22 protein-coding genes are annotated in these 24792 nt (G+C 73.2%); 10 read left to right on the top strand and 12 right to left on the bottom strand.

The genetic code is table 11. The annotated features are described in order from the left end of the window. Positions 1-170 precede the first annotated feature (170 nt). A complete protein-coding gene (locus ACZ6CV_RS13690) occupies positions 171-1451 on the top strand; it encodes an extracellular solute-binding protein (protein ID WP_469250983.1) in 1281 nt (426 codons plus the stop codon). A gap of 131 nt (positions 1452-1582) precedes the next feature. Here the strand turns inward: ACZ6CV_RS13690 and egtD are convergent, their stop codons facing one another. From egtD to ACZ6CV_RS13665, 5 genes are all read right to left on the bottom strand, one after another. After that, entirely contained in the window at positions 1583-2545 is a 963-nt protein-coding gene (gene egtD / locus ACZ6CV_RS13685) for an L-histidine N(alpha)-methyltransferase (protein ID WP_469250982.1), read from the bottom strand. After that, entirely contained in the window at positions 2542-3297 is a 756-nt protein-coding gene (gene egtC, locus ACZ6CV_RS13680) for an ergothioneine biosynthesis protein EgtC (protein ID WP_469250981.1), read from the bottom strand. Before egtC ends, egtD begins: the two co-directional genes overlap by 4 nt. Beyond that, on the bottom strand, positions 3297-4640 hold the full coding sequence (gene egtB / locus ACZ6CV_RS13675; RefSeq protein ID WP_469250980.1) for an ergothioneine biosynthesis protein EgtB: 1344 nt from the start codon (positions 4638-4640) through the stop codon (positions 3297-3299). Before egtB ends, egtC begins: the two co-directional genes overlap by 1 nt. Next, positions 4637-6013 (bottom strand): ergothioneine biosynthesis glutamate--cysteine ligase EgtA, encoded by a 1377-nt coding sequence (gene egtA / locus ACZ6CV_RS13670; protein WP_469250979.1) that lies wholly within the window; start codon positions 6011-6013, stop codon positions 4637-4639. The genes egtB and egtA overlap by 4 nt, the downstream gene beginning before the upstream one ends. A gap of 133 nt (positions 6014-6146) precedes the next feature. Then, positions 6147-6605 (bottom strand): type II toxin-antitoxin system PemK/MazF family toxin, encoded by a 459-nt coding sequence (locus ACZ6CV_RS13665; protein WP_469250978.1) that lies wholly within the window; start codon positions 6603-6605, stop codon positions 6147-6149. A gap of 71 nt (positions 6606-6676) precedes the next feature. Here ACZ6CV_RS13665 and ACZ6CV_RS13660 point away from each other — a divergent pair, with 71 nt between their 5' ends. Beyond that, entirely contained in the window at positions 6677-7759 is a 1083-nt protein-coding gene (locus ACZ6CV_RS13660; RefSeq protein ID WP_469250977.1) for a glycosyl hydrolase family 18 protein, read from the top strand. A 44-nt stretch (positions 7760-7803) separates the two neighbouring features. On the opposite strand, the gene ACZ6CV_RS13655 is transcribed toward ACZ6CV_RS13660, so the two are convergent. Beyond that, the gene (locus ACZ6CV_RS13655) at positions 7804-9234 is read right to left on the bottom strand and encodes an amidase (protein WP_469250976.1); all 1431 of its coding nucleotides are present in this window, start codon (positions 9232-9234) and stop codon (positions 7804-7806) included. 136 nt (positions 9235-9370) lie between these two features. Between ACZ6CV_RS13655 and ACZ6CV_RS13650 the strand changes: the two genes are divergently transcribed. Beyond that, the gene (locus ACZ6CV_RS13650) at positions 9371-10405 is read left to right on the top strand and encodes a LacI family DNA-binding transcriptional regulator (RefSeq protein ID WP_469250975.1); all 1035 of its coding nucleotides are present in this window, start codon (positions 9371-9373) and stop codon (positions 10403-10405) included. Positions 10406-10427: 22 nt separating this feature from the next. Here the strand turns inward: ACZ6CV_RS13650 and trxA are convergent, their stop codons facing one another. Continuing rightward, positions 10428-10826 (bottom strand): thioredoxin, encoded by a 399-nt coding sequence (gene trxA / locus ACZ6CV_RS13645; RefSeq protein ID WP_469250974.1) that lies wholly within the window; start codon positions 10824-10826, stop codon positions 10428-10430. Positions 10827-10991: 165 nt separating this feature from the next. On the opposite strand from trxA, the gene ACZ6CV_RS13640 reads away from it, so the two are divergent. Further along, positions 10992-12416, top strand: a complete 1425-nt coding sequence (locus ACZ6CV_RS13640) for a dihydrolipoyl dehydrogenase family protein (RefSeq protein WP_469250973.1) — start codon at positions 10992-10994, stop codon at positions 12414-12416. An 18-nt stretch (positions 12417-12434) separates the two neighbouring features. Here ACZ6CV_RS13640 and ACZ6CV_RS13635 read toward each other — a convergent pair whose 3' ends face one another. Beyond that, positions 12435-15695: a bifunctional cytochrome P450/NADPH--P450 reductase gene (locus ACZ6CV_RS13635; protein WP_469250972.1), complete on the bottom strand. Its 3261-nt coding sequence runs from the start codon at positions 15693-15695 to the stop codon at positions 12435-12437. 220 nt (positions 15696-15915) lie between these two features. Between ACZ6CV_RS13635 and ACZ6CV_RS13630 the strand changes: the two genes are divergently transcribed. From ACZ6CV_RS13630 to crcB (ACZ6CV_RS13615), 4 genes are all read left to right on the top strand, one after another. Next, on the top strand, positions 15916-16650 hold the full coding sequence (locus ACZ6CV_RS13630) for a PAS domain-containing protein (RefSeq protein ID WP_469250971.1): 735 nt from the start codon (positions 15916-15918) through the stop codon (positions 16648-16650). 63 nt (positions 16651-16713) lie between these two features. Then, the gene (locus tag ACZ6CV_RS13625; RefSeq protein ID WP_469251454.1) at positions 16714-17829 is read left to right on the top strand and encodes a M20 family metallopeptidase; all 1116 of its coding nucleotides are present in this window, start codon (positions 16714-16716) and stop codon (positions 17827-17829) included. After that, a complete protein-coding gene (gene crcB / locus ACZ6CV_RS13620) occupies positions 17819-18304 on the top strand; it encodes a fluoride efflux transporter CrcB (protein ID WP_469250970.1) in 486 nt (161 codons plus the stop codon). The genes ACZ6CV_RS13625 and crcB (ACZ6CV_RS13620) overlap by 11 nt, the downstream gene beginning before the upstream one ends. After that, on the top strand, positions 18301-18675 hold the full coding sequence (gene crcB, locus ACZ6CV_RS13615) for a fluoride efflux transporter CrcB (RefSeq protein ID WP_469250968.1): 375 nt from the start codon (positions 18301-18303) through the stop codon (positions 18673-18675). Before crcB (ACZ6CV_RS13620) ends, crcB (ACZ6CV_RS13615) begins: the two co-directional genes overlap by 4 nt. Positions 18676-18724: 49 nt before the next feature. Here crcB (ACZ6CV_RS13615) and ACZ6CV_RS13610 read toward each other — a convergent pair whose 3' ends face one another. The 3 genes from ACZ6CV_RS13610 to ACZ6CV_RS13600 form a co-directional block, all read right to left on the bottom strand. After that, positions 18725-19291 (bottom strand): dihydrofolate reductase family protein, encoded by a 567-nt coding sequence (locus tag ACZ6CV_RS13610; RefSeq protein WP_469250967.1) that lies wholly within the window; start codon positions 19289-19291, stop codon positions 18725-18727. Positions 19292-19408: 117 nt separating this feature from the next. Then, positions 19409-19756, bottom strand: coding sequence for a tetratricopeptide repeat protein (locus ACZ6CV_RS13605; RefSeq protein ID WP_469251453.1), 348 nt, complete (start codon positions 19754-19756; stop codon positions 19409-19411). Between the two features lie 62 nt (positions 19757-19818). After that, positions 19819-20241: a MarR family winged helix-turn-helix transcriptional regulator gene (locus ACZ6CV_RS13600; protein ID WP_362361812.1), complete on the bottom strand. Its 423-nt coding sequence runs from the start codon at positions 20239-20241 to the stop codon at positions 19819-19821. 234 nt (positions 20242-20475) lie between these two features. Between ACZ6CV_RS13600 and eno the strand changes: the two genes are divergently transcribed. Both eno and ACZ6CV_RS13590 read left to right on the top strand, forming a co-directional pair. Next, on the top strand, positions 20476-21819 hold the full coding sequence (gene eno / locus ACZ6CV_RS13595; protein WP_469250966.1) for a phosphopyruvate hydratase: 1344 nt from the start codon (positions 20476-20478) through the stop codon (positions 21817-21819). 112 nt (positions 21820-21931) lie between these two features. Beyond that, positions 21932-23899, top strand: a complete 1968-nt coding sequence (locus ACZ6CV_RS13590; protein ID WP_469250965.1) for an acyl-CoA dehydrogenase family protein — start codon at positions 21932-21934, stop codon at positions 23897-23899. 68 nt (positions 23900-23967) lie between these two features. Here ACZ6CV_RS13590 and ACZ6CV_RS13585 read toward each other — a convergent pair whose 3' ends face one another. Beyond that, positions 23968-24555, bottom strand: coding sequence for a hypothetical protein (locus ACZ6CV_RS13585; protein ID WP_469250964.1), 588 nt, complete (start codon positions 24553-24555; stop codon positions 23968-23970). Between the last annotated feature and the right edge of the window lie 237 nt (positions 24556-24792).

Genomic DNA, 24792 nt, shown 5'->3' with positions numbered 1-24792 from the left:
CCAGCGCGCCCGCGTGCGCGAGACGGCGTACCTCTTGACCGGATCGACCGTCTACCCCTTGACCGGATCATTGGTACATACCAAAATCCAGCCAGTAACCCGTTCGAGCCGAGAGCTCATCCCCCCGCGTCGGGCCGACCTTCCCTGTCCACAGGTAGAAAGTGACCCACGTGAACCCGCACCGCCGCGCCGCCGTGTCCCTGGCCCTCGCGCTCTCCTCGACCGTTCTGCTCGCCGGATGCGGGGTGCTCCCCGGCGGCGACGACACCAAGACCGTCACGGTCTGGCTGATGCGGGGCAGCGCGTCGCCCGAGTTCGTCGAGCGCTTCACGGCGGACTTCGAGAAGGAGCACGGCGACATCGACCTGGACATCCGCGTCCAGGAGTGGACCGGCATCGGCGGCAAGGTGAAGAAGGCGCTCAAGGACGAGGACGGGGACGGCCCCGACGTCATCGAGGTCGGCAACACCCAGGTCGCGCAGTACGTCGACGAGGGCGGCCTGTACGACCTCACCCTGGAGTCCGCCCGCGACCTCGGCATGGACGACTGGCTGCCCGGCCTCGCCGAGCCGGGGCGCTATCGCGGCGCCCAGTACGGCATCCCCTGGTACGCCGCCAACCGCGTCGTCATCTACAACAAGGACCTGTTCGCCCGTGCGGGCATCACCCGTCCGCCGCGGACCCGCGAGGAGTGGATCACGGCCACGGAGAAGCTCAACACCGGCGGTACCCAGGGCATTTACCTCGCGGGTCAGGACTGGTACACGCTCGCCGGATTCATCTGGGACGAGGGCGGTGACCTCGCCAAGGAGACGAAGGAATCGTCCGGCGACTGGCGCGGCGCCCTGCACACGCCCGCGGCCCTGCGCGGCATGGAGTTCTACCAGCGGCTGCAGGCGCTCGGCGACGGACCGCGCGACTCCGACGAGGAACATCCCTCGCAGGCGAAGGTGTTCGCGGCCGGCGACGTCGCCCAGCTCGTCGCGGTGCCCGGCGTGGCCCGCGCCATCGAGGAGAAGAACCCCGAACTGAAGGGGAAGCTCGGCTACTTCCCCGTACCGGGCAAGAAGGCGGGCAAGCCCGGCGCGGTCTTCACCGGCGGCTCCGACCTCGTCGTGCCCGAGCGCAGCGACGACCACAAGGGCGCGGTCGAGGTGATCGAGGCGCTGGCGGGCAAGAAGTGGCAGACCGACCTCGCGCGGACCATGAACTACGTCCCGAACAAGGCGAAACTGGCCTCCGCGGTCGCCGACGAGAAGGGCGTCGCCGCGATGGCCGTCGGCGCGGCGAACGGCCGGGCGACCCCCAACTCGCCCCGTTGGGCGGCCGTCGAGGCGGACAACCCGATCAAGGGGTACATGACGAAGGTCCTCACCGGCGGCGACCCGGCGGCCGAGGCCCGCGAGGCGTCGGACCGGATCACGGGGGCGCTGAACCTCGGCGGACTGTGACGCGAGACGCGCACACCCCAGGGTCCGGCCCCGCACATCGGTGTGCGGAGCCGGACCCTGCGGAGCCGGACCCTGCGGGGCCGGACGGGAGGTGCCTCCGGACAGGAGGTGCCTCCGGGCAGGACGTGCCGCTACGCCACCGTGCTCAGCGACAACGCGAACCGGGCCCGCTCGTCTGTCCACCAGTGCGTCAACTCCAGGCCAGAGGCGGCCAGTTCGGTGCGCACCCCGTCCTCGCGGAACTTCGCCGAGATCTCCGTGCGGAGCTCCTCGCCGGCGGCGAAGTCGACCGCCAGATCCAGCGCGTGGATCTTGACGGTCTGCGCGGTCGTGGAGCGCAGCCGCATCTCCATCCACTCGTGCTCGCGGTCCCAGACGGCGACGTGCTCGAATGCGGCGGGGTCGAAGTCCCCCGCCAGCTCGCGGTTGATCACCGACAGGACGTTCTTGTTGAACGCGGCCGTCACGCCCGACGCGTCGTCGTACGCGGAGACGAGCACCGACTCGTCCTTGACCAGGTCCGTGCCGAGCAGCAGCGCGTCTCCCGGTTCGAGGAGGTCGCGGACCGAGGAGAGGAACGCGGCGCGTTCGGCGGGATGCAGATTGCCGATCGTGCCGCCGAGGAACGCCACGAGCCGCGGGCCCGGCGTCCCCGGCAGCGCGAGGCCGCGTGTGAAGTCGGCGATCAGGGCGTGCACGTCGAGCGCGGGCCGCTGGGCGACCAGGGCGTTCGCCGCGCCGGTCAGCGCGGTCTCGCTCACGTCCACCGGCACATAGGTGTGCAGGGCGGGCAGGGCGTCGATCAGGTGGCGGGTCTTCTCCGAGGAGCCCGACCCCAGCTCGATGAGCGTGCGCGCACCCGTGATCTCGGCGATGCGGGCGGAGCGGGCCACCAGGATCTCCCGCTCGGCGCGGGTGGGGTAGTACTCGGGCAGGGTGGTGATCTCCTCGAAGAGGGCGCTGCCGCGCGCGTCGTAGAACCACTTGGGCGGCAGCGTCTTCGGGGAGCGGGTCAGGCCGTGCAGGACGTCCTCGCGCAGCGCGGATTCGGTGGCGTCCTCGGGCAGGGTTCGGGTCAGCAGGAACGGGCTCACGCAGCAGGCTCCTTGAGCGGGGTCAGAGTCACGTCGGTGCGGTCGGCGGCGAGCAGGGTGCGGTCGGGCACCTCGCGCCAGCGCGGGTCGTCGTCGTAGGGCTCGGAGGCCACGACGGTGCGGCGGCCGGTCTCCGCGAGATACCAGAGGGTGTCGCCCCAGGCGGTCGCGGTGATCGTGGTGCCGTCGGTGAGCAGCAGATTGAGGCGCGATTCGGGCGCGGCCCGCGCGACCTCCAGGACGGTGTCCGTGAGGGCCTGCCCCGCCTCGTCGCCGCGGCGCAGCCGGTGCAGCAGGAGCGCCCACACGAGCGCGGAGTCGCAGCGCGCCGCCATGGAGAGCAGCTCTTCGGGCGGCAGGTCACGGACGAGGGGGGCGAGGGATCCCGGCCAGCCGGTGACCGCGCCGTTGTGGCTGAACAGCCACGGCCCGGAGGCGAACGGCGCCGCCGCTGCCTCCCCGTCCGCCCCTGCCTCGGTCGCGTCCCGCACGGCGGCGAGCACGGCTCCGGAGCGCACGACCCGGGCGAGGTCGGCGAACGACTGGTCGCCCCAGATCGGCCCGGTGCGCCGGTACCGGGCGGGCACCGGGTCCCCGTCCGCGTACCAGCCCACCCCGAACCCGTCGGCGTTGACGGTGCCGTGCCGCTGCATCCGGGGCGCCCAGGACTGGTGGAACAGGCTGTGCTCGGGCGTCACGAGGAAGCTTCCCAGCGGCTGCGGCGGGCCGAGGAAGGCGAGGTGACGGCACATCAGGCGGTCTCCGGGGTCGGCGCCTCGGCCGGACCCGCGTCGCGTGCGGTGCGGAACCCGGAGAAGATCTGCCGCCGCACCGGATGGTCCCAGTTGCGGAAGGTGCCCCGACAGGCCACCGCGTCGACGGAGAAGGCGCCGCCGCGCAGCACCTTGTAGTCGCCGCCGAAGAAGACGTCCGAGTACTCCCGGTAGGGGAAGGCGGAGAAGCCCGGATAGGGCAGGAACCCGCTGGAGGTCCACTCCCACACGTCGCCGATCAACTGCCGGACGCCGAGCGGCGATTCGCCCGCCGGGTAGCTGCCCGCGGGGGCCGGTCGCAGATGGCGCTGCCCCAGGTTGGCGCGCTCCGGTGTGGGGTCCGCGTCGCCCCACGGGTAGCGCGTGGAGCGGTCGGTCACCGGGTCGTACCGGGCGGCCTTCTCCCACTCCTCCTCGCTCGGCAGGCGCCGGCCCGCCCAGCGCGCGTACGCGTCGGCCTCGTACCAACTGACGTGCAGGACCGGCTCGTCGGCCGGCACCGGCTCGACCGTGCCGAACCGCCGCCGCAGCCAGCGGCCGCCCTCCTGGTGCCAGAACAGCGGCGCCCGCAGCCCGTGCTCGCGGACCATCGCCCAGCCGGCCGGGTCCCACCAGCGCATCCGGGCGTAACCGCCGTCCTCGATGAACTGCTGGTACGCGCCGTTCGTCACCGGGGTCGTGTCGATGAAGAACGGCGGGACGAGCCGCCGGTGCGCCGGGCGCTCGTTGTCCAGGGCCCACGGCTCGGTGGACGTGCCCATCGTGAACGGGCCGCCGGGGACCAGGACTTCGGCGGGCCCGGCGAACGGTTCGCAGGGCGGCGGGTCGGGCGCGGCCAGTGCCGTCGGCCCGGTCCGCAGCTGATGGGTGATCAGCATCGTCTCGTCGTGCTGCTGCTCGTGCTGGGCGATCATGCCGAACGCGAACCCCGCGTCGGTGAGCGGCGTGCCGTGGAACGGCGTCTTCTCCAGCACGTCGAGCGCGCGGCCGCGCACCTCGGCCGCGTAGCCGCGCGCCTCCTTGGGCGCGAGCAGCGGGAGGCTCGGCCGCTCGGCGCGGGGATGCTCGAAGGCGTCGTACAGCGGGTCGATCTCGGGCCGCATGGCGTCGCGGCCCGCGACCGCGCGCAGCAGCCACTGCTCCTCCTGGTTGCCGATGTGCGCGAGATCCCAGACCAGCGGCGACATCAACGGGGAGTGCTGGGCGGTGAGTTCGGACTCCTCCACACAGGAGGTGAGGAGGGTCGTGCGGTCCCGGGCGGCGAGCAGCGCGGCGAGCGCCCGCTCCCGCAGGGCTTCCGGGTCGGTGATGGGGCCTGTCATCGGCGGGAGTCCTTCCCAGGTGTCTCGGGGCGTTCGGGCATCGCGTGGGGCCCGGGTGTCCCGTGGGGGTGGCGGCCGTCGCGTACGGCGTCGAGCAGATCGTCGGCCGGGCAGCGGCCCCGCGCGACGTACCGCTCGGCGAAGGCCGCGACGCCGGCCTGCACGGACCGGGGCGCGCCCAGCCGGGGCAGCGCGTCCACGGCGGCGGCGAAACAGATCACGGCGGCCTCGCGCAGCTCGGCGTCGGCCATGCCGTGCCGCGCCGCGTCCAGCCAGAGCGGGTTGTGCGGCGCCGCGGGCGATCCCGCGGGCCCGTACCGCTCGGCCAGCGGCTTCACGGCGCGGTAGGCGGTCTCGGTCGCCTCCGCGTCGTCGAACAGCGCGCTCGTCACGGCCAGCGGCACGATCCAGCCGTCGTCGCCGGGCTGCGCGTCCACCATGCGCAGCTCCAGATGACCGCGCGGCCGGACCGGCGGGAACAGCGTGGTCAGGTGGTAGACGAGGTCCTCGCGGGTGGGTCGGAGAGGGGCGCCCTTGCGGGCCCACGCCCGGAAGGTCAGCCCCTCCGGCACGCTCCAAGGGCCCTCGCCCGGCTCCCTCTTGACGCACATGACCGGTGCGTCGAGCGCGTGCCGGGTCCAGACCTCGCGCGGCTCGCCGTCGAGCGGCGGGGCGCCGGACCTGCCGGGCTCGATGCCCGCCCACACGGCCTGGCGGGTCGAGCGCCAGCCGGTGGGGCGGCCGTCCTGCAGCGGCGAGTTGGCGAACGCCGCGACGAGGACCGGGCCGAGCAGATGCGCGAGACGCCAGCGCCGCGCGTAACCGAGCGGACCGGGCTCCTCGTACCCGGCGTCGAGACAGACCTGTACGGACGCCGTCGAGCACATCATCCGGCGCCCTGCGGGACCGCCGCGGTCCAGGCAGGACTCCAGCGCGTCGTAGCGGGGCTCGCGCAGAATCCGTGCCGGCGGACGCCACGGGTCGGCGCCGACCCCGCTGAGGGTGAGGCGATGGGGGCGTAAGGCGTCGCGTACGACGCCGAGATCGGCCTGCATGGCCGAGATGCACTCCGCCAACGAGGTGGCGGGAAGCGAGCTGAGCTCCAGCTGGCCGCCGGGTTCGACGGTGACGGTGGAGTGCAGGGGCAGGGCCCGCAGTGCGGCGTAGGCCGCTTCGAGGCGGGCGACGGACACGGGCAGGTGGGGCAGGTCCGGCTCGTGGACGAGCCATTCCAGTTCGACGCCGGTGACGCGGGGCGGGCCGGTCTTGAAGCAGATGCCGTGGACCAGCGCCTCCACCTCCGCCTCCGACACCGTGTCCCGCGCCCTCGTGGGGCGCGCGGTGCGGTGTTTCCTACAGTCTCCCTCAGGCATGCGGGGATCCTTCCATCCGGTGCAGCTCGTCACACCCAAAACCCTTGAGCGCCTTCGCACAAGAGTGCCCCTCAGGCCGTTCTCACACCGGGAATTCCCGCCGCGCCACCCGCCGCCGACGCCCCACCCGGGCTCAGCGCCAGCCGTACCGCTCCTTCAGGCGGAGTACGACGAGGTTGAACCGCATGCGGTCGAGCGCACACGCCTCACGCCGCATCCCGCGCTCGTGCACCCGCAGCACCCGGTCGACGTCCACCCACGAATCCCGGCCCTCCCGGTCCCACGGCCCGCTGCCGATCGGCACCCAGTCCCGGTCACCGGAGTGCCGCTTGCTCGACAACTGCACGGCGAGCAGCGTCCCCGACGCCTCGCGGGCGACCACGAGCACCGGCCGGTCCTTGCCGCGCCCGTCGTTCTCCTCGTACGGCACCCAGGTCCAGACGACCTCACCCGGGTCGGGGTCGCCGTCGCGGTCCGGCGCGTACTCCGTGCGCACCCGGCCCACCTCACGCGGGTCGGCCTCGGTGGTCGCGGCGGGGCCGAAGCGGCCGGGCGGGTCGGACAGGTGCGGGTCATCGATGAAAGCAGTCACACGGGCCACCGTAGAACCTGTCCGGCCCAGTCCGCAGCGCGGGAGAGACGGTCGGGCCGCAGGCTCACCCCATGGTGTTCCGCCCCCTCCGCAACGCCCGGTTCCTCACCGCCCTCGCCGTCGCGGGCTGCGTCCTCACGCCGCTGCCCGCCGCGTCCGACCCCGCGGCCCCCGCCCCGGACCCCGTTCCCGGCGCGGCCGCACCGCCGCGCACCGTCTCCGCCTGGCTGCCGTACTGGGACCGGGCGGCCGCGTACCGGAGCGCCCTGGACCACGCCGCCCAGCTGCACACCGTCAGCCCCTTCTGGTACCAGGCGAAGGCGGCAGGAAAGGTCGAACCGCACTCCGGAGCGGAGGACCAGAAGGTCATCGACGGGCTGCACCGGGCCGGCATCAAGGTGGTGCCGACCGTCATGGAGACCCTGCCGCGCGGCGCCCTCGCCGCCGTGGTCACCGACCCCCGCGGCCGCGCCGCCCACATCGAGACCCTCCTCGGCATCGTGCGCGGGCACGCCTATGACGGGCTCGACCTCGACTACGAATCCATCGCGATCACCTCGGACGCGGAGTACGCGAAGGTCAGGGACGGTTACGCCACGCTGGTCACCGACCTGTGCCGCCGCCTGCACGAGCTGCGCAAGAGCTGTGTCGTCACCGTCTCGCCGAAGACCGCGGGCACCGGCCGCGTCTGGGACTACCGGCGGCTCGGCGCCGCCGCCGACCGGCTCCGCGTGATGGCGTACAACCTGCACTCGGCGGAGGGCACCCCGGGCCCCCTGTCCACCCCGGCCTGGTACGACGAGATCCTGCGCAACGCCACCGCCGAAGTGCCGCGCGACAAACTGGAGATGGGGCTGCCCGCCTACGGCTGGGACTGGGCCGTCGGCTCGCGCGAGCGCGCCCGGCACGTGACATCCCGGGAGGCGGAGGCCCTGCGCGCCAAGGTGGGCGCGGCCTACCGCATCGACCCCGCCTCCAGCACCCCCCACTTCACGTACCGGGACGGCGGGACCGAGCGCACGGTCTGGTACCAGGACGCGCGCGGCACCGCGGCGCACCTGCCCGTGCTGCGCAGGCACGGCGTGCGCAACACCGCGCTGTGGGCCCTCGGCTTCGAGGACCCGGCCCTGTGGGCGGAACTGGCGAAACCATGAGGGCCGGCGCGACGGCGCTCCGTGACAGCGCTCCGTGACGGCGGCTACGGTGCCTGCGCCGCGTCCGGCAGCGGCGCGGGCCACCGCTCGTACCACCGCTGGTCCGCCTCCAACTGCGCGGCCAGGGAGACCAGAAGCGGCTCGCTGCCCGCCGGGCCCAGCAGCTGGGCGCCGACCGGGAGGCCGCCCGGGGTGCGCCCGGCGGGCACGTTGATGCCCGGCCAGCCGAGCACGTTCCACGGCCAGGCGTAGGGGCACGCGGCGATCATCGCCTGGTCGGTCCGCCAGCCGTTCATCGCGGCGAGCGTGCCGACGCGCGGCGGGGGAGCGGCCGTCGTCGGCGCGAGCACCACGTCGTACGTCGAGAAGACGGCGCCCACCTGCCGGTGCAGCGCGGCCTCCGAGCGGCGCGCCAGCCGCAGCGGGGCGCCGCCCAACAGCCGCCCCATCCGGGCCGCTTCCCGGGTGCGCCGGTCGAGGAGGGAGACGTCCGGCACGTGACGGCACCACTCCGCGATGCCCACCGTGGCCCGCGGCACGAACGTCAGGCCGATCTGGCCGTAGCGCGGGTCGGCCTCCGTCACGTCGTGCCCGAGCGCCGCGAGCCGTTCCGCGAGCGCCACCACCCGGTCCCGCACCACCGGGTGCAGCCGCTTGGCCGTCGCCGTGAACGGCATCCGCAGCGACAGGGCGACACGCAGCCGCCCCGGATCGCGCGTCGCGGCCTCAGCGGCCCGCACGGCGGGCGGCCGGTGCAGATCGCCCGCGTGGCTGCCGCTCGCCGCGTCCAGGAGCAGCGCGGCGTCCGCGACGGTCCTGGCGAGCGGGCCGTTGACGGTGATGCCCTGGAACGCCTCGGGCCACGGCCACGTCGATATCCGGCCGCGCTGCGGTTTGATCCCGACCAGATGCGTCCAGGCCGCCGGGATCCGCACCGAGCCCGCGCCGTCCGAGCCCAGCGCCGCGGGCACCAGGCCCGCGGCGACCGCCGCGGCCGAGCCGCCCGACGAGCCGCCGGGCGTGTGACCGGTGTTCCACGGGTTACGGGTGTCGCCGAAGCCCGGCCCCTCCGTGAACGGCCACTGCCCCAGCTCGCACGTGTTGGTCTTGCCGACGATCACCGCCCCGGCCGCCCGGAGCCTGCGCACCGCCTCCGCGTCCGCCGCCTTCGGCGGGAAGTCGCCCCTGCAGCCGAACGCGGTGGGCTCGCCCGCCACGTCCATGTCGTCCTTCACAGCCAGCGGAACGCCGAGCAGCGGCCGCCCCGGCCCGGCGCCCCCGGCCGCCAACTCCCGGTCTGCGGCGTCCGCTTCGGCGAGCGCGGCCTCGGCCCGCACCAGCTTGAAGGCGTTCAGCACGGGCTGCGACGCCTCGATCCTGGCCAGCGTCCGCTCGGTCAGGGCGCGCGCGGACACCTCTCCCTCGGCCAGCGCGCGGGCGGTGCGCGCCAGGCCCTCGGCACGGTCGGCAGTCATGTGGGGGACACCTTCGCTCGACGACGGGTGCCCGAACGTTAACCGGCGAGTAGCACAACGCGGAACGCGCGCAGGGAAGTTCACACTGCCGCCCGGCCGTGGACACCGGGCCCGGGTCTGCGAGGATGACGGGGCCATGGTGCAGATACCGAAGCAGCAGTCCGCGCAGCGCTCCGTGCCGACGAGCGCCGACGTCGCCCGCCTGGCGGGGGTCTCCCGCGCCACCGTCTCGTACGTCCTGAACAACACCAGCGCCGTCCGTATCAGCGAACCCACCCGCCGCCGCGTCCACGAGGCGGCCAGGGAACTCGGCTACGTCCCGCACGCCGCGGCCCGCAGCCTGCGCGCCGGACACAGCCGCATGGTCCTGATGCCCACCGCGGAGATCCCGGTCGGCCCGCTCTTCAGCGCGTTCTTCAACGAACTGCAGTGGGCGCTCGGCCGGCTCGACTACACCGTCGTGCAGTACGCGAGTCTCGGCCTGACCGGCGAGGACGCGGCCCGCGCCTGGGCCGAGCTGCGGCCCGTCGCCGTCCTGGCCCCCGACGCCTCCGCGGTCGGCCCGCGCGGCGTGAGCGTCCTGAAGCGGTCCGGCGCCCGAGCCGTCTTCACCCTCGGACCGCACCGCGTGGAGGGCGCGCACGCCCTGCTCATGGACGGCCGCAGGGTCGGCGAGGCCGCGGCCCTGCACTTCCTGGCCCGCGGCCGCCGCAGCATAGGCGTCATAGTCCCCGAGGAACCGGGCCTGGAACACTTCTCGGGCCCCCGCCTCGAAGGGGTGCGCCAGGCGGTGCGGAAGACGGGGACCGCCGGCGCCTCCGTCACCGAGCTGCCGCTCGCCTACGACGAGGAGTCCGCGGCCCGGCTCGCGGCGCGCTGGCCCGCTCTCGGCGTCGACGCCGTCTTCGCGTACAACGACGAGTACGCGATGCTCCTGATGCGCGCCCTGCAGGACGAGGGCGTCGCCATACCGCAGGAGACGGCCGTGATCGGCTCGGACGACCTGATGCTGGGGCGGCTCCTCAGACCCCGGCTCAGCACCGTCCGGATCGAGCTGCCGTCCGGCCGCGGCCTCGCCGAGCTCGTCGACCGCGTGGTGCGCGACCCGGGCGCCGAACCCGAGGTGCACGACGTGCTCGGAGCGGACGTCGTGCACCGCGAGTCCAGCTGACGGCTGCGACCCGTTCGGCGGCCTACTGCTCCGGCTGGCCCTGCTGAGCCTGCTGGGCCTGCTCCTCGGCGACCTGACGGCGCACCTCGTCCATGTCCAGGTTCCTGGCCTGGCCGATGACGTCCGTGAGCGCGGCCTCGGGCAGCGCGCCCGGCTGGGCGAACACCGCCACCTGGTCGCGGACGATCATCAGCGTCGGGATCGACTGGATGTTGAAGGCCTGGGCGAGCTCGGGCTGCGCCTCCGTGTCGACCTTGGCGAAGACCAGGTCGGGGTTGGCCTCGGCGGCCTTCTCGTACACGGGGGCGAACTGCTTGCACGGCCCGCACCACTCGGCCCAGAAGTCGATCAGGACGAATCCGTTGTCCGTCACCGTCTGGTCGAAGTTCTCCTTGGTGAGCTCCACGGTCGCGTTGCTCATGGTGTTTCCCTACTTCCTGCTGTCGGGCGTAGCCGCTGTGCACAACGGCCGATGATGCGGACGTATTCCGCCTGTCGTGCGCGCGGAAGGTGCCGCATGTGCACCGGCGCATTCGGCGCGCGTACCCATGTGGCCACGGCGCACACCTGCCGACAGACTGTCCTCATGACGGATGCCATCACATACGACGTAGTAGTCATCGGAGCAGGTCCCGTGGGCGAGAACGTGGCGGACCGGGCCCGCGCCGCCGGGCTCAGCGCCGCCATCGTGGAGAGCGAGCTCGTCGGCGGCGAGTGCTCCTACTGGGCGTGCATGCCCAGCAAGGCCCTGCTGCGGCCCGTCATCGCCCGCGCGGACGCCCGCCGCGTGCCCGGTCTGCGCCAGTCCGTGCAGGGCCCCCTCGACGCCCCCGCGGTCCTCGCGCACCGTGACGCGTACACCTCGCACTGGAAGGACGACGGTCAGGTCGGCTGGCTGGAGGGCGTCGGCGTCGACCTGCACCGGGGCCACGGCCGCCTCGCGGGCCCCCGCACGGTCACCGTCACCGGCAAGGACGGCACGGAACGCACCCTGCGGGCCCGGCACGCGGTGGCCGTCTGCACCGGAACCCGCGCCGCCCTGCCCGACCTGGCCGGGCTCGCCGACGTCAAGCCGTGGACCAGCCGCGAGGCCACCAGCGCCGACCGGGTGCCCGGCCGGCTCCTGGTGGTCGGCGGCGGCGTCGTCGCGGTGGAGATGGCCACCGCCTGGCAGGCCCTGGGCGCGCAGGTGACCGTGCTGGTGCGCGGCGGCGGCCTGCTGCCCCGCATGGAGCCCTTCGCGGGCGAACTGGTGCAGGAGGCGCTCACCGAGGCGGGCGCCGAGGTCCGCTCCGGCGTGTCCGTCACCGCGGTCGCGCGCGAGAACGGCACGGTCACCGCCACCCTGGACGACGGCTCGACGCTCCAGGCCGACGAGATCCTCTTCGCCACCGGCCGCGCCCCGCGCACCGAGGACATCGGCCTGGAGACCGTCGGCCTCGAGCCGGGCTCCTGGCTGCCGGTCGACGAGAGCCTGCGCGTCGAGGGCAGCGACTGGCTGTACGCGGTCGGCGACGCGAACCACCGCGCGCTCCTCACCCACCAGGGCAAGTACCAGGCCCGCATCGCGGGCGCCGCCATTGCCGCCCGCGCCCAGGGCGTCCCGCTCCTGGAGACCGACCGCTGGGGCGCCCACTCCGCGACGGCGGACCACGCGGCCGTCCCGCAGGTCGTCTTCACCGACCCCGAGGCGGCCTCCGCGGGCCTCACCCTCGCCGAGGCGGAGGCCGCAGGGCACCGCGTCCGGGCCGTGGACTACGACATGTCCGGCGTCGCGGGCGCGGGCCTGTACGCCGACGGCTACCGGGGCCGCGCCCGCATGATCGTCGATCTGGACCGCGAGATCCTGCTCGGCGTCACGTTCGTCGGCCCCGGCGTCGGCGAACTCATCCACTCGGCGACGATGGCCGTCGCCGGCGAGATCCCGCTGGACCGCCTGTGGCACGCGGTCCCCGCCTACCCCACGATCAGCGAGGTGTGGCTGCGGCTCCTGGAGACCTACCGGGGCTGACGGCACTGGCGGGAGCGGTCAGCCGCCGGCGTAGACGTCCTCGACGTAGCGCCCCGCGGCGACCAGCTCCCGCCACCACGCCTCGGCCGCGCCCGCGTCACCGCCGGTGAACTTCGTGTGCAGTCCCTTGAACGCCTCGCGGACCCCCGGCGCCATCCGCGCGCCGTCACCGCACACGTACACCCGGCCGCCCGACTCGAGCAGCTCCCAGACCTCGTCGGCCTCGGCCGCGATCCGGTGCTGGACGAAGAGCAGGTCGTTCTCGGGCGCACGGGAGAACGCGGGGCGCATCGACACCGCGCCCATGCGGTCCGCCTCCGCCAGCTCCGCGCGGTGCAGATAGTCCACGTCGGGGTGGTCGCACCCGAAGTAGCAGAGCGCGGGCGCGAGTCGCCCACCGTCGCGCAGCCGCTGCACCCGGTCGGCGATGGCTCCGCGGAACGGCGCGAGCCCCGTGCCCGCCCCCACCATGATGAGCGGAGTCGATGCGTCGGCCGCGATCCGGAAGTCGTCCCTGCACGGCTGCACGCGCGCGTGCAGGACGTCGCCGGGCCGCAGACCGTGCAGGTACGAGGAGCCGGTGCCGCGGAACGTGCCGCGCCCGGCGCGGTCCGGTGCCGAGAGCAGCGAGACCATCAGCTCGGCGTGGCCCGGGGCGACGGAGGGCGACGACGAGATGGAGTAGTGGCGCGGCCGGACCGGCGGCAGCAGGTCGAGCAGCACCGGCCACGCCAACTGCCCGCGCAGCGCCGGGTGGTCCTCGACCAGATCGAGGAGGTTGCCCCGCCACGCCGCCAACGCCTCCGGGTCGCCCGCCAGTTGCCGCAGCGCGGCCTGCTCGGGCGGACACGGGTTGTGGTCGGCGAGCAGCGCCACCTGCGCGGCGCTCGGGGCGTCCCGCAACTCCACGTACCGGCCGAGGAGTTCACGGACGGCGACCGGGCGGTCGAGCGGCAGGGTGGTGCGGCTGGGCCGGTGCGCCCGGATGTTGAGGACCGCGTCCAGGCCGACCCCGAAGGCGGCCGCGGCGCGCTCGACCGTCGCGGGGTCGTTGACGGGCAGGACGGCCAGGTGGTCGGCGGTGCGGTAGGCCGTGCCGTCGGGCAGCGCCACCCGCAGGAACCGCTTCGCGCGGGCCAGCGGATGGGCGAGGTCGACCAGGTCGGCGGTCTCCGTGACCGTCATGGGCAGGGTGCCGTGCCGGGCGTCCAACGCGTCCAGCGGCCCGCCGCACACCTCCACGACGTCGTACGTCCTGACCGGGGCGGCGGTGCCGGCGGCCCCGACACTCTCCGGGTCCCCGTACCGCCGCAGCAGCGTGGCGCGGAGCGCCGCGGTGAAGCGGTCCACCGACCCGGCGAGGTCCCCGGATGCGTCGGCCTCGGCGCGCTCCAGGAGGCGACTCGCGCCCGCGGCCGCGAGCCGGTCGTCGATGAGGGTCGGCACCCGCTGGTAGGTCGCGGACCAGTTGCGGTCCCCGACGCCGAGGACCGCGTACGGCACACCGGCGGCGGCGTCCGGCGCCGCCTTCTCCAGCCAGGAGACGAACGCGCCCGCGTCGTCGGTGGGCCTGCCGTTGTAGGAGGCGGCGACGATCACCACGGGGGAGCCGGCGTCCCACGCGCCCGCGGCCTCGTCGAGCGGGGCGACGCGCACGTCGAAGCCCAGGTCGGCGGCCATATCGCCGAGCTGCTCGGCGTATCCGCGGCACGTCCCGAAGTTGGAGCCGTGCAGCAGCGTCAGGGCGGTGCCGGGCAGGGCCCGCGTCGGCAGACCGTCGTCCGGCGCCGCGGCCTGCGACTCCGTGCCCGCGCCGCCGGCGAGCGCGGCCGTCCGGCCGGCGGCGGCGAGGCTCCGCGCACGGTCCTGCGGGGTGCGCGCCGCGAGGGTCATGGTGAAGCCGTCGGGCTTGAGGGTGAGGGTCTCCTTGACCTTCAGGCGGTAGTCGGCGTGGTCGATGAACCGGTAGCGGTGCACCAGCATGCCGAGCAGCATGGTGGCCTCGTGCAGCGCGAACTGCCGCCCGATGCAGGCGCGTTCACCCGTCCCGAACGGCTTGTACGCGTGCGGGGAGCGGGCCGCCTCGGCTTCCGGCGCGAAGCGGTCCGGGTCGAACTCCTCCACGTTGTCGCCCCAGACCAGGTCGCGGTGCAGCATCGGCGTGAGCACCACGACGCTCTGGCCCGCCCTGACCGGGTGGCGTCCGCCGAGGGTCGTGTCGACGCGGGCCCGGCGCTGGAACGCCGGGGCGGTGGGCCACAGCCGCAGCGCCTCGTTGAGCACCTGGCGCACATAGCGCAGCCTGCCCACGTCCTCGTACGTCGGCTCGGGATCCGGGTCGTCGCCCCACACCGCGTCCACCTCGGCCTGCGCGAGATGCAGCACGGCGGGGTTCTTGACCAGGTGGTGCAGGGCGAAGGAGAGGGTGCCCGAGGTCGTCTCGTGGCCGGCGATGAGGAACGTGATGACCTGGTTGCGGATGTTCGCCTCGTCCAGGGCCTCGCCGCTCTCGGGGTGCGGCGAGTTGAGCATCAGGCCGAGCAGGTCGTCGGTGGAGGTGTCGCCCGACGCCTTGCGGGTCTCGATCACCTCGTCGACGACCCGGGCGAGGAAGGCCGCGTCGGCCTCGAACGCCGCGTCCTCCCGCGCGTACTCCCCGGCGGGGTCGCGCGCCAGCTTCGCCTGACTGTGCGCCAGGCCCCGTACGAGCGCCTGCACGAAGGGGTGCGGATCGGTGCGCGCGAACGACTCGAAGTCGTAGCCGAAGCCGGCCAGGCCGATGGTGTCCAGCGTCATCCTGGTCATGTCCTCCGAGACCTCCACCGGCCCCGCCACGGCGGCGCCGGGCGTGAACCGGCCGTCCCAGGAGGCGATGAGGCGCCGGGCCACACGCAGCATGTGCGGGTGGTACGTCCGCATCGAGTTCATGGCGAAGGCGGGGAGCAGGATGTCGTGCGCCTTGGCCCAGTTGGGCTCGTCGTCGTACGCCGTGAAGAGGCCGTCACCGGCGATGCCGCGCACGTTCTCCAGGGCGGGCCCGATGCCCTTGGCGAACCGGGTCTCGTCGGCGAGCTCCTCGACCAGCTCCAGCGAGCTGACCCAGACGGTCTCGCGCCCGTGGTACCGGCGGACGTAGAAGGGGCCGTGCCGCCGCGCGAGTTCCACGGACTGCTGGATCGGGGTGTCGGTGGGCCCGGCCGCCGTCACGTCGACGGTGGGCAGTACGAGGTCGGGGTGGTCCCGCAGACCGTAGATCTCGACGGTGTGTTCTTCGCTCATGGGCCAGTGCCTCTTCCCGTGGACGCAGGGGAGTTGAGCGCCCGGAAGGGGGGCGCCGCTCCTACCGTGGCCCGCCCCGGCGCGTGATCCGGCCCGAGAACTACATAATCTTGTAGGGGTCTTTTCCCTCCCGGCGCTTGCGCGCGGAGCGCGCAACTGTGCGAGTGGCGGTACGGGCCGGTCGTGGTGCGCGGGAGGTGCGTGATGTGTGCGGGAAGTGATGGATGTGAGTGACACGGGCGAAGCGTGCGGCGGCCCCGGCGACAGGGCGGAGAAGGTCGCCGACGCCGCCGTCTGGCGGGGCCGCTTCCTCAGCCTGCTCGACCGTTCCCCCACCCCGACCGCCATCGCAGGCGCCGACGGTCTCGTCTCCGTCGCCAACCCGGCGTTCGCCGCGGCCCTGGGCCTCCAGCCGGGCCGCGTCGCGAACCGCCTGCTGCTCGAACTGCTCACGCCCACCAACGAACGGCAGCTCCGCAAGCTCGACGAGGCCATGCGCTCCGGCCGCAGATCCCGTTACCCCGTCGAGGCGACGTGGCGGGTGCGGGGCGCGGCCCGGCACGGTCAGGTGACCGTCGAACCGGTCACCGACCCGCTGGAGGAGACCCCGCCCCTGCTGGTGACGCTGCGCGTGGCCGAGGAGCGGGCGGAGCCGACGGGCGAGGGCACCCCGCCCGGCGCGGGCGGTACGGGAGCGGAGCTGGCCCACCCCGCCCTGAGCGCGCAGGAGGCCCGCGTCCTGCGCCTGGTGGCCGGCGGCGCCACGACATCGGTCGTGGCGCGCACGGTCGGGATCGGCGTCGACGGCGTCAACTACCACCTCACGCGGCTCTGCCGGCGCCTCCAGGCACCGAACCGCACGGCGCTGGTGGCGCGGGCGTACGTACTGGGGTTGCTGGATCCCGCGGCCTGGCCGCCGAAGGTGGCGGCGCCCGTCGCGCGCCGCGGGCCGTGATCGACCGCCACGTATTCTTGCGGCGTGACGCACCACAAGGCAGCCGACGTGAACGTCGACGCGATGATCGATGACCTCAGGACGCTGGTCGAGGTGGAGTCGCCCTCCCGCGACGTCGACGCCCTGACCGCCTCGGCGTACGCCGTCGCCGCGGTCGTCGAGAAGCGGCTCGGCGGACGGGCCGTGCTGGTCGACAGCGAGGCCGGGCCGCACGTGCACTGGTCGGGCGGCGGTGACCCCCGGGTGCTCGTCCTCGGCCACCACGACACGGTGTTTCCGCTCGGCACCCTCGCGCGCCGCCCCTTCGAGGTCGAGGACGGGCACGCGACAGGCCCCGGGGTCTTCGACATGCTGGGCGGTCTCGTGCAGGCCGTCCACGGCCTCGCGGCGCTCGACGACCTGACCGGCGTGGAGATCCTGGTGACCGCCGACGAGGAGGTCGGCTCCCGCACCTCCCGCGCCCTCATCGAGGAACGCGCCCTCGCCTGCGGCGCCGCCCTGGTCTTCGAGGGCGCGGCCGAGGGCGGCGGACTCAAGACGGGACGCAAGGGATGCGGGACGTTCGAGGTGACCGTCACGGGCCGTGCCGCGCACGCCGGACTCGAACCCGAGGCGGGCGTCAACGCCCTCATCGAAGCGGCACACCAGGTCCTCGACATCGCGGCGCTCGGGCGCCCCGATATCGGCACCACCGTCACGCCGACCGTCGCGTCCGCGGGCACGCTGGACAACGTGGTCCCCGCCGAGGCGACGATCGTCGTCGACGTCCGCGTCGCGACGGGCGAGGAGAAGGAGCGCGTCGAGTCCGCGTTCGCGGCCCTGACGCCGCACCTCGACGGCGCGCACATTACCGTCCGCGGATCCGTCGGACGCCCCCCGATGCCCGAGTCCGCGTCGGCCGAACTCTTCGCCGTGGCGCGGCGACTGATGCCGGGCGTGGAAGGCCGGTCGGTCGGCGGCGGGAGCGACGGCAACTTCACGGCCGCGCTCGGCGTGCCGACGCTGGACGGACTCGGCGCCGTCGGGGGAGGGGCCCACGCCGACCACGAGTACCTGGTGGTCGCGGCCATGGCGGAGCGCGCGGAGCTCGTCACCGGTCTCGTACGCGCCCTGCAGGACCGGCCCCGTGACGCGGTGTCCGGCCGGACCGCCGGACAGCGTGGAACCCATGCGAGCTGAACGGCCCGGGTCGGCGGACGAACCCACCGACCCGGACATCGACCTGTCCGTGGCCGCGCAGCGCCGCGAACTGACGCACGGCCAGGGACAGATCATCGCGGCGGTCTCCCTCGGCGGCGGCCTGGGCGCGACCGCCCGCTACGCCGCATCCGAGATCTGGCCGACCGCCCCCCTCACGTTCCCCTGGACGACCCTCGTGGTGAACGCCGCGGGATGCGCGGCGATCGGCGTGCTCATGGTGCTGGTCACGGAGGCACGGACGGCACACCGCCTGGTGCGGCCGTTCCTCGGCACCGGCGTCCTCGGCGGCTTCACCACGTTCTCGACGTACGCGGTGGACATCGAGCGCCTGGTCCGCGAGGGCCACCCCCGCACCGGAATCGCCTACCTGGGCGTGACCCTGCTCGCGGCCCTCGCGGCGGTCTGGTGCGCGGCGTGGACCACGCGCCGCGCGGTGGCGTGGAGGCGGACATGAACTGGCTGCTCGTCCTCGCCGGCGGCATGCTCGGCGCCCCCCTGCGCTACCTCACGGACCGCACCGTGCAGAGGCGGCACAGAACGGCCTTCCCCTGGGGCACGTTCACGGTCAACGCGGTGGGCTGCCTGATCCTCGGCCTGCTCACCGGGGCGGTCATGGCAGGCGCCGCGACGGCCCACACCCACCTGTTCCTCGGCACGGGTCTGTGCGGCGCGCTGACGACGTACTCGACGTTCTCGTACGAGACCCTGCGCCTGGCCGAGCGTGGCGCAAGCGTCAAGGCGGCGGCCAACGCGCTGGGCAGCGTGGCGGTGGGCCTGGGCGCGGCTTTCGCGGGGGTGGCTGTGGCGGAGGCCATCTGGCGGTGAGGCGGGCGTCGCGGCGGCCGGGCAGGTGCGACGCGCCCACAGGTGTTCTCTAGCCGCCGAGTTCGTAGCGGAGCAGGACGACGCCGCTGCCGAAGGTGTGGGTTCCGGCGAGTCTCAGGTCCGTCTTGATGTCCGTCGGCTGGAACATCGGCTTGCCCCGGCCGATCAGCACCGGGTGGACGTAGACATGGATCTCGTCGACCAGCCCCTCGCGCAGGAACGTCGAGGCGAGGTCGGCGCCACCCACCACCACGTCCCCGTCGGATTTCTCGCACAGGGCCCGGATCTCGGTGGGTTCCACCTCGCGCACGATCGTGGTGTTCCAGTCGGCCCGCTCCAGCGTCCGGGAGAACACGTACTTGGGCATGGTGCGCCAGATGGGGGCGAACTCCCGCATCGCCTCGGTGAACTCCGGCTCGTCGTCCGCGGTCGGCCAGACCGAGGCCATCAGTTCCCAGGTGACGCGCCCCTCGAAGAACGCGCCCATGCGGGCCGCCTTCTCGTTGAAGTGGCGGTGCAGTTCGTCGTCGACCAAGCTCCAGTCGAGGTCACGTTCCGGCCCCTCCATGAAGCCGTCCAGGGACACGGACATCATCCAGATGATCTTGCCCATCATGGTCCTCACCGTCATCCGTGCCCGCCGCTGCCGCAGCGGCGGGTCGTACGGATGACGGTAGAGCGTGCGCGGCCCGCGTGCCCGTTACGGACACACGGGCGTCTGCCCGTCACGGACTCACGCTTGGCCGGAGTCCCCGGTCAGTGCGGCCGCCAGCCGCAGATGCGGCCGCGCGTCGTCCGGGCGACCCTGCCGCTGCAACGTGCGCCCCAGCATGAGCCGTGCGTAGCTTTCCACCGGGTCGAGTTCGAGGACCTCGCGCAACGCGGCCTCGGCACGCACCAGTTGGGCCGAGTGGTAGTAGGCGCGGGCCAGCAACAGACGCGGGGCGACCTGCTCCGGCACCTCGTCGACCAGGGTGACCAGGACGCGCGCCGCCGTCGCGTACTCCTTGGCGTCGAAGAACAGCCGCGCCCGCTCCCAGCGCTCCGCCGGCGTGCCGTGGCCGTAGTACGTCATGTCCACTGTTCGCTCCACTGTCTGCCTCCTTCGAGGCCTGCAACAGAGCCGTGTGGTTGAAAATTCCACTAGCGGGTGGCGAGTCGCTCCAGCAACGTGGCGCTCCGTGCGAGCAGCTCCCGCTCCTCGTCGTCGAGTTCGGCGTCGATCGCCTGCGCGAGCCAGCCGACCCTGCGGCCGCGCTCCGCTTCGAGCGCCGCCCGGCCCGCGTCCGACAGCTCGACCAGCGACTTGCGGCCGTCGGTGGGGTGCGCCCGGCGCGTGACCAGGTCCTGTTCCATGAGCAGCCCCACCGCCCTGGCCATCGACTGGGGGCGCACGCGCTGGTCGGCCGCGAGGTCGCTGGTGGTCATGGCGCCGTCGCGGTCGAGCGCGCCGAGCACGGCGACCTGGCCCAAAGGGATCCGGTCCTCGTGCTTGACGCGTCGGGTGAGCTTGCCCATCGCCGTGCGCAGTTCGGCGGCGATGGCGGCGGCTTCCGAGGTGGGCATACGGCACTTTAGCCCGTCGCCCGGCGCCGCCGTGCGGCTGACCTGCGCGGCTTCCCTGTACGGCTGCCCTGCCCGGCCGACCTGGGCTGCCCCTGTCGCGGCCCGTTCCGCCGATGGCCAGCAATGCTGTGCAGCAAAACTGAACAGCATTGCTGTAGGGTTCGTGATCGAAGGGCCCAGCGCCAGCGTCGTCGCAGCCGGGGCCCGGCACCGCGACAACGGGAAGGACCTCCCATGTCACCCGTCTCACCCCTGTCCGCCGAACGAGCCGGATCCGTCGACACCGCCACCACCACCGACACCGCCATCGAGACCGTCCGCGCCCGCCGCGTCATCGACAGCCGCGGCAACCCCACGGTCGAGGTCGACGTCGTCCTCGCCGACGGGTCCCTGGGGCGCGCCGCCGTCCCCTCCGGGGCCTCCACCGGCGCCCGGGAAGCCGTGGAGCTGCGCGACGGGGACCCCGCGCGCTGGCACGGCAAGGGCGTCGACCGCGCGGTGGCCCACGTCAACGAGGAGATCGCGGCGTCCGTACGCGGACGGGACGCGGCGGACCAGGCGGGTCTCGACGCCGTACTGATCGAGCTCGACGGCACCCCCACGAAGTCCCGGCTCGGCGCCAACGCGATCCTCGGCGTCTCCCTCGCCGCCGCCAAGGCCACCGCGGCGGCCCACCGCCGGCCCCTCTACCGCCACCTCGGCGGCGCCGACGCCCACCTCCTGCCGCTGCCGATGATGAACATCGTCAACGGCGGTGCCCACGCCGACAATCCGCTGGACTTCCAGGAGTTCATGATCGCGCCCGTGGGCGCCGACACCTTCGCCGAAGCCGTCCGCATGGGCAGCGAGGTCTTCCACACCCTGCGCCGGGATCTGCTGAGCGCCGGGCACTCCACGGGCGTCGGCGACGAGGGCGGCTTCGCGCCCGCGCTGCGCACCGCCGAGGAGGCCCTCGACTTCGTGGTGTCCGCCATCGAGCGCACCGGCTACCGCCCCGGCGCCGACATCGGCCTCGTCATGGACCCGGCGTCCTCGGAGTTCTTCCGCGACGGCGTGTACGAGTACGCGGGGGAGGGGGTGCGCCGCACGCCCTCCGAGCAGGCCGACTACCTGGTCAAGCTCATCGACGCCTATCCGGTCGTCTCCATCGAGGACCCGATGGCGGAGAACGACCTGGACGGCTGGCGCGAGCTGACCGCCCGCGTCGGCGACCGCTGCCAGCTCACCGGCGACGACGTCTTCTGCACCAACGAGACGCTGCTCCGCGAGGGCATCCGCACCGGCGTCGGCAACTCGGTCCTGGTCAAGGTCAACCAGATCGGGACGCTGACCGAGGCGCTCGCCGCCGTCACCACGGCCCACGAGGCGGGCTGGACGGCCGTCATGTCGCACCGCTCGGGCGAGACGGAGGACACCACGATCGCGGACCTGGCGGTGGCGACCGGCTGCGGTCAGATCAAGACCGGTTCGCTCTCCCGCTCCGACCGCACCGCGAAGTACAACCAACTGATCCGGATCGAGGAGGAGTTGGGCGACGCGGCACGCTTCGCGGGCCGCGCGGTGCTGCGACAGGCCTGACCTCGCGGGCGCCCGTACAGTCCGTACACGTCCGTACGCGTCCTATGCGGTCGTACGCGTCCGTACGGGCAAGCCCCGCTTTGATCTTCCCGCGACCGGGTAGCCGTCCGACATGGTCACCGACAACGCCGACAACGCCGACTCCCCGAGCGGCTACGTGCAGCCCGTCATCGACACCCAGGCCCTCGCCGAGCTGCTCGACGGCGAGTACGCCGAGGTGCGCCGCCTCGTCCGCACCAACCTGGTGGCGTACGCCGACGTCCTGGAGGAGGCGGAGGAGCTCGGCTTCGACGCGTTCCGCGAACGCGTGCGCGAGATCGTCGTCGAGATGGCGGCCACCGGCCAGACCGGCATGGGGTTCCCCAAGGAGTACGGCGGTGGCGGCGACGTCGGCGCGTCGATCGCCGCGTTCGAGACGCTCGCCTTCGGCGATCTGTCGGTCCTGGTGAAGGTCGGCGTGCAGTTCGGGCTCTTCGGCGGCGCGATCCTGCAGCTCGGCACCGAGCACCACCACGAGACCTATCTGCCGGACGTGGTCACCGGGAAGCTGATGGGCTGCTTCGCGATGACCGAGACCGGACACGGCTCCAACGTCCAGGCGCTCGGCACAGTGGCCCGGTACGACGCCGGGACCCAGGAGTTCGTCATCACCACCGGCGACGACCAGGCGCGCAAGGACTACATCGGCAACGCGGCCCGGCACGCCGAGCTGGCAGTCGTCTTCGCCCAGCTGGAGGTGGGCGGGGAGCGTCAGGGGGTGCACGCCTTCGTCGTACCGATCCGCGTCGGCGGGCAGCCGGCCCCCGGCGTACGCATCGAGGACGACGGCCGCAAGATGGGTCTCAACGGCGTGGACAACGGCCGGATCTGGTTCGACGGCGTGCGCGTGCCGCGCGAGGCACTGCTCAACCGGTTCGCCGACGTCACCGCGGAGGGCGTCTACCGGAGCCCGATCGACAACCCGAACCGCCGCTTCTTCACCATGCTCGGCACCCTCGTGCAGGGCCGGGTCAGCGTCGCGGGCGGCGCCGTCAACGCCGCCAAGGTCGCCCTGGCGGTCGCCACCAAGTACGCGCTCCGGCGACGGCAGTTCGAAGCGGCCTCGGACGCCGACGAGCAGGTGCTCCTCGACTACGGCATGCACCGGCGCAGGCTGCTCCCGCTCATCGCCCGCACCTACGCGCTGCACTTCGCGCAGGACGTCACGCGCACTCAGCTGCACGAGGTCTTCTCGGGGATCGCGGACGACGAGCAGGCACGGCGCGAGCTGGAGGCGCGGGCCGCCGGCATCAAGGCGCTCGGCACCTGGCACGCGACGCGGACGATCCAGGAGTGCCGCGAGGCGTGCGGCGGCGCCGGCTATCTCGCCGTCAACCGGTTCGCCGCGCTGAAGGCCGACAGCGACGTCTTCGCGACGTTCGAGGGCGACAATCACGTGCTGCTGCAACTGGTGGCCAAGGGCCTGCTCACGCACTACGCGAGCGAGTTCGAGAGCATGGACCAGCTCGGCATGGTCCGCCACGTCACGAACCTCGCCGTCGAGACGGTCATCGAGAAGTCCTCGGCCCACAAACTGCTCGAACGGGTACGGGATTTGCTGCCCGGCGGCGACGAGTGGGACCAGGAGGCGGGCCTCCTCGACTCGGAGTACCACCTCGCCATGCTCCGCTTCCGCGAGGAGCACATGCTGGCCGGCGCGGCGCGGCGGCTCAAGCGCGGGATGGACCAGAAGGGCCACCCCGGCGTCGTCTTCTCGCAGGTGCAGGACCACGTCATCGCGGTGGCCCACGCGCACGTCGAACGGCTGGTCCTGGAGGCCTTCGTGGAGAAGGTGCAGGGGCTGCCCGACGGTGACCACAAGGTCGCCCTCGGGTTGCTGTGCGACCTGTTCGCCCTGTCCACCATCGAGGCGGACCGCGCCTGGTTCATGGAGCACGGCCGGCTGACCGTGCAGCGTTCCAAGGCGATCCGCCGCGAGGTGAACGACCTCTGCGCCAAGATCCGGCCCATCGCGGCCGAACTCGTCAACGCGTGGGGGATTCCGCGGGAGATGCTGCGCGCGCCGGACCTGGTGGGCTGAGGCGGCTGACTCCCTGACTCCGTGACGTCGACTCCCTGACGTCCTGACGGCCGGCCGCTCGGGGCGGGTCAGCTGATGCGCGTGGCGACCGAGGCGGTGTTGTTGCCGGTGTTGGTCTCGCGGCTGGTGGTGCCCGCCTCGCTGCGCAGGTGGACCGTGCCGCCGCCGTAGGAGGGGCCCTTGCCCGCGATGTCCAGGCGGACGGTCGCGCCGGGCTTGAGGTCGCCCAGATCGGCGATCAGGGAGCCGCCGAGGGTGTACGTGGCAGAGCCCTGGCTGACCCGGTCGGCGACGTGCGTGATGCCGTTGGGGAGCGTGGTGGACAAGTTGACCTTGTTCGCCGTGCTCTTGCCGATGTTGGTGACCACGACCTGCCAGACGCGCTCCTGGTTGTGGTCGATGTGCTGCGGGCCCGTCGCGGTGACCTTGAGGTCAGCGCCGGCCTTGGGCCGGGGGTACTGGTAGTAGTCCTGGTTCCAGTGCCCGCCGATCCAGGCATCGCCGTAGTGGCCGTCGTATCCGGAGGAGGGGGCGGGCGGCTTCGGGGCGGCGGGAGCGGCGGAGGCCGGGGCGGCCGAGGCGACGGCGAGAGCGGCTCCGGCGGCGACGAGAGCCGTGAGGGCGCCGGCCGTGCGCCGGGTGCGTGAGGAGGACATCCGAGCGGACCTTCCATGAGGACGGGGAGATGAGGACGAGATATGAAACGGGGGTGGGGAAGCGCGCGTCGCTGAGCGCCTCTTCCACAAGCACAACACGGGCATATCGCCCCTTTTGTCACCGCAGGTCCCGTCCTTGCCGGTAGAAGGTCCCGAGAGTGCGCGGGCCGACAGGTCCTCCCCCTTCGACGGCCGTTCGGCACGTGTACAACCATCGGCCGCTTCCACGTGTCTCGC

This window comes from Streptomyces sp. NPDC041713 (assembly GCF_055591085.1).
Note: the sequence above shows the minus strand (reverse complement) of the source record. Positions and strands in the feature narration are given on the sequence as shown.

Coding starts and splice junctions, on each gene's coding strand:
- egtC (WP_469250981.1), bottom strand. CDS start 3,297: ATGTGCCGTCACCTCGCCTTCCTCGGCCCGCCGCAGCCGCTGGGAAGC.
- egtB (WP_469250980.1), bottom strand. CDS start 4,640: ATGACAGGCCCCATCACCGACCCGGAAGCCCTGCGGGAGCGGGCGCTC.
- egtA (WP_469250979.1), bottom strand. CDS start 6,013: ATGCCTGAGGGAGACTGTAGGAAACACCGCACCGCGCGCCCCACGAGG.
- ACZ6CV_RS13660 (WP_469250977.1), top strand. CDS start 6,677: ATGGTGTTCCGCCCCCTCCGCAACGCCCGGTTCCTCACCGCCCTCGCC.
- ACZ6CV_RS13655 (WP_469250976.1), bottom strand. CDS start 9,234: ATGACTGCCGACCGTGCCGAGGGCCTGGCGCGCACCGCCCGCGCGCTG.
- ACZ6CV_RS13650 (WP_469250975.1), top strand. CDS start 9,371: ATGGTGCAGATACCGAAGCAGCAGTCCGCGCAGCGCTCCGTGCCGACG.
- trxA (WP_469250974.1), bottom strand. CDS start 10,826: ATGAGCAACGCGACCGTGGAGCTCACCAAGGAGAACTTCGACCAGACG.
- ACZ6CV_RS13640 (WP_469250973.1), top strand. CDS start 10,992: ATGACGGATGCCATCACATACGACGTAGTAGTCATCGGAGCAGGTCCC.
- ACZ6CV_RS13635 (WP_469250972.1), bottom strand. CDS start 15,695: ATGAGCGAAGAACACACCGTCGAGATCTACGGTCTGCGGGACCACCCC.
- ACZ6CV_RS13630 (WP_469250971.1), top strand. CDS start 15,916: ATGGATGTGAGTGACACGGGCGAAGCGTGCGGCGGCCCCGGCGACAGG.
- ACZ6CV_RS13625 (WP_469251454.1), top strand. CDS start 16,714: ATGATCGATGACCTCAGGACGCTGGTCGAGGTGGAGTCGCCCTCCCGC.
- crcB (WP_469250970.1), top strand. CDS start 17,819: ATGCGAGCTGAACGGCCCGGGTCGGCGGACGAACCCACCGACCCGGAC.
- crcB (WP_469250968.1), top strand. CDS start 18,301: ATGAACTGGCTGCTCGTCCTCGCCGGCGGCATGCTCGGCGCCCCCCTG.
- ACZ6CV_RS13610 (WP_469250967.1), bottom strand. CDS start 19,291: ATGATGGGCAAGATCATCTGGATGATGTCCGTGTCCCTGGACGGCTTC.
- ACZ6CV_RS13600 (WP_362361812.1), bottom strand. CDS start 20,241: ATGCCCACCTCGGAAGCCGCCGCCATCGCCGCCGAACTGCGCACGGCG.
- eno (WP_469250966.1), top strand. CDS start 20,476: ATGTCACCCGTCTCACCCCTGTCCGCCGAACGAGCCGGATCCGTCGAC.
- ACZ6CV_RS13590 (WP_469250965.1), top strand. CDS start 21,932: ATGGTCACCGACAACGCCGACAACGCCGACTCCCCGAGCGGCTACGTG.
- ACZ6CV_RS13585 (WP_469250964.1), bottom strand. CDS start 24,555: ATGTCCTCCTCACGCACCCGGCGCACGGCCGGCGCCCTCACGGCTCTC.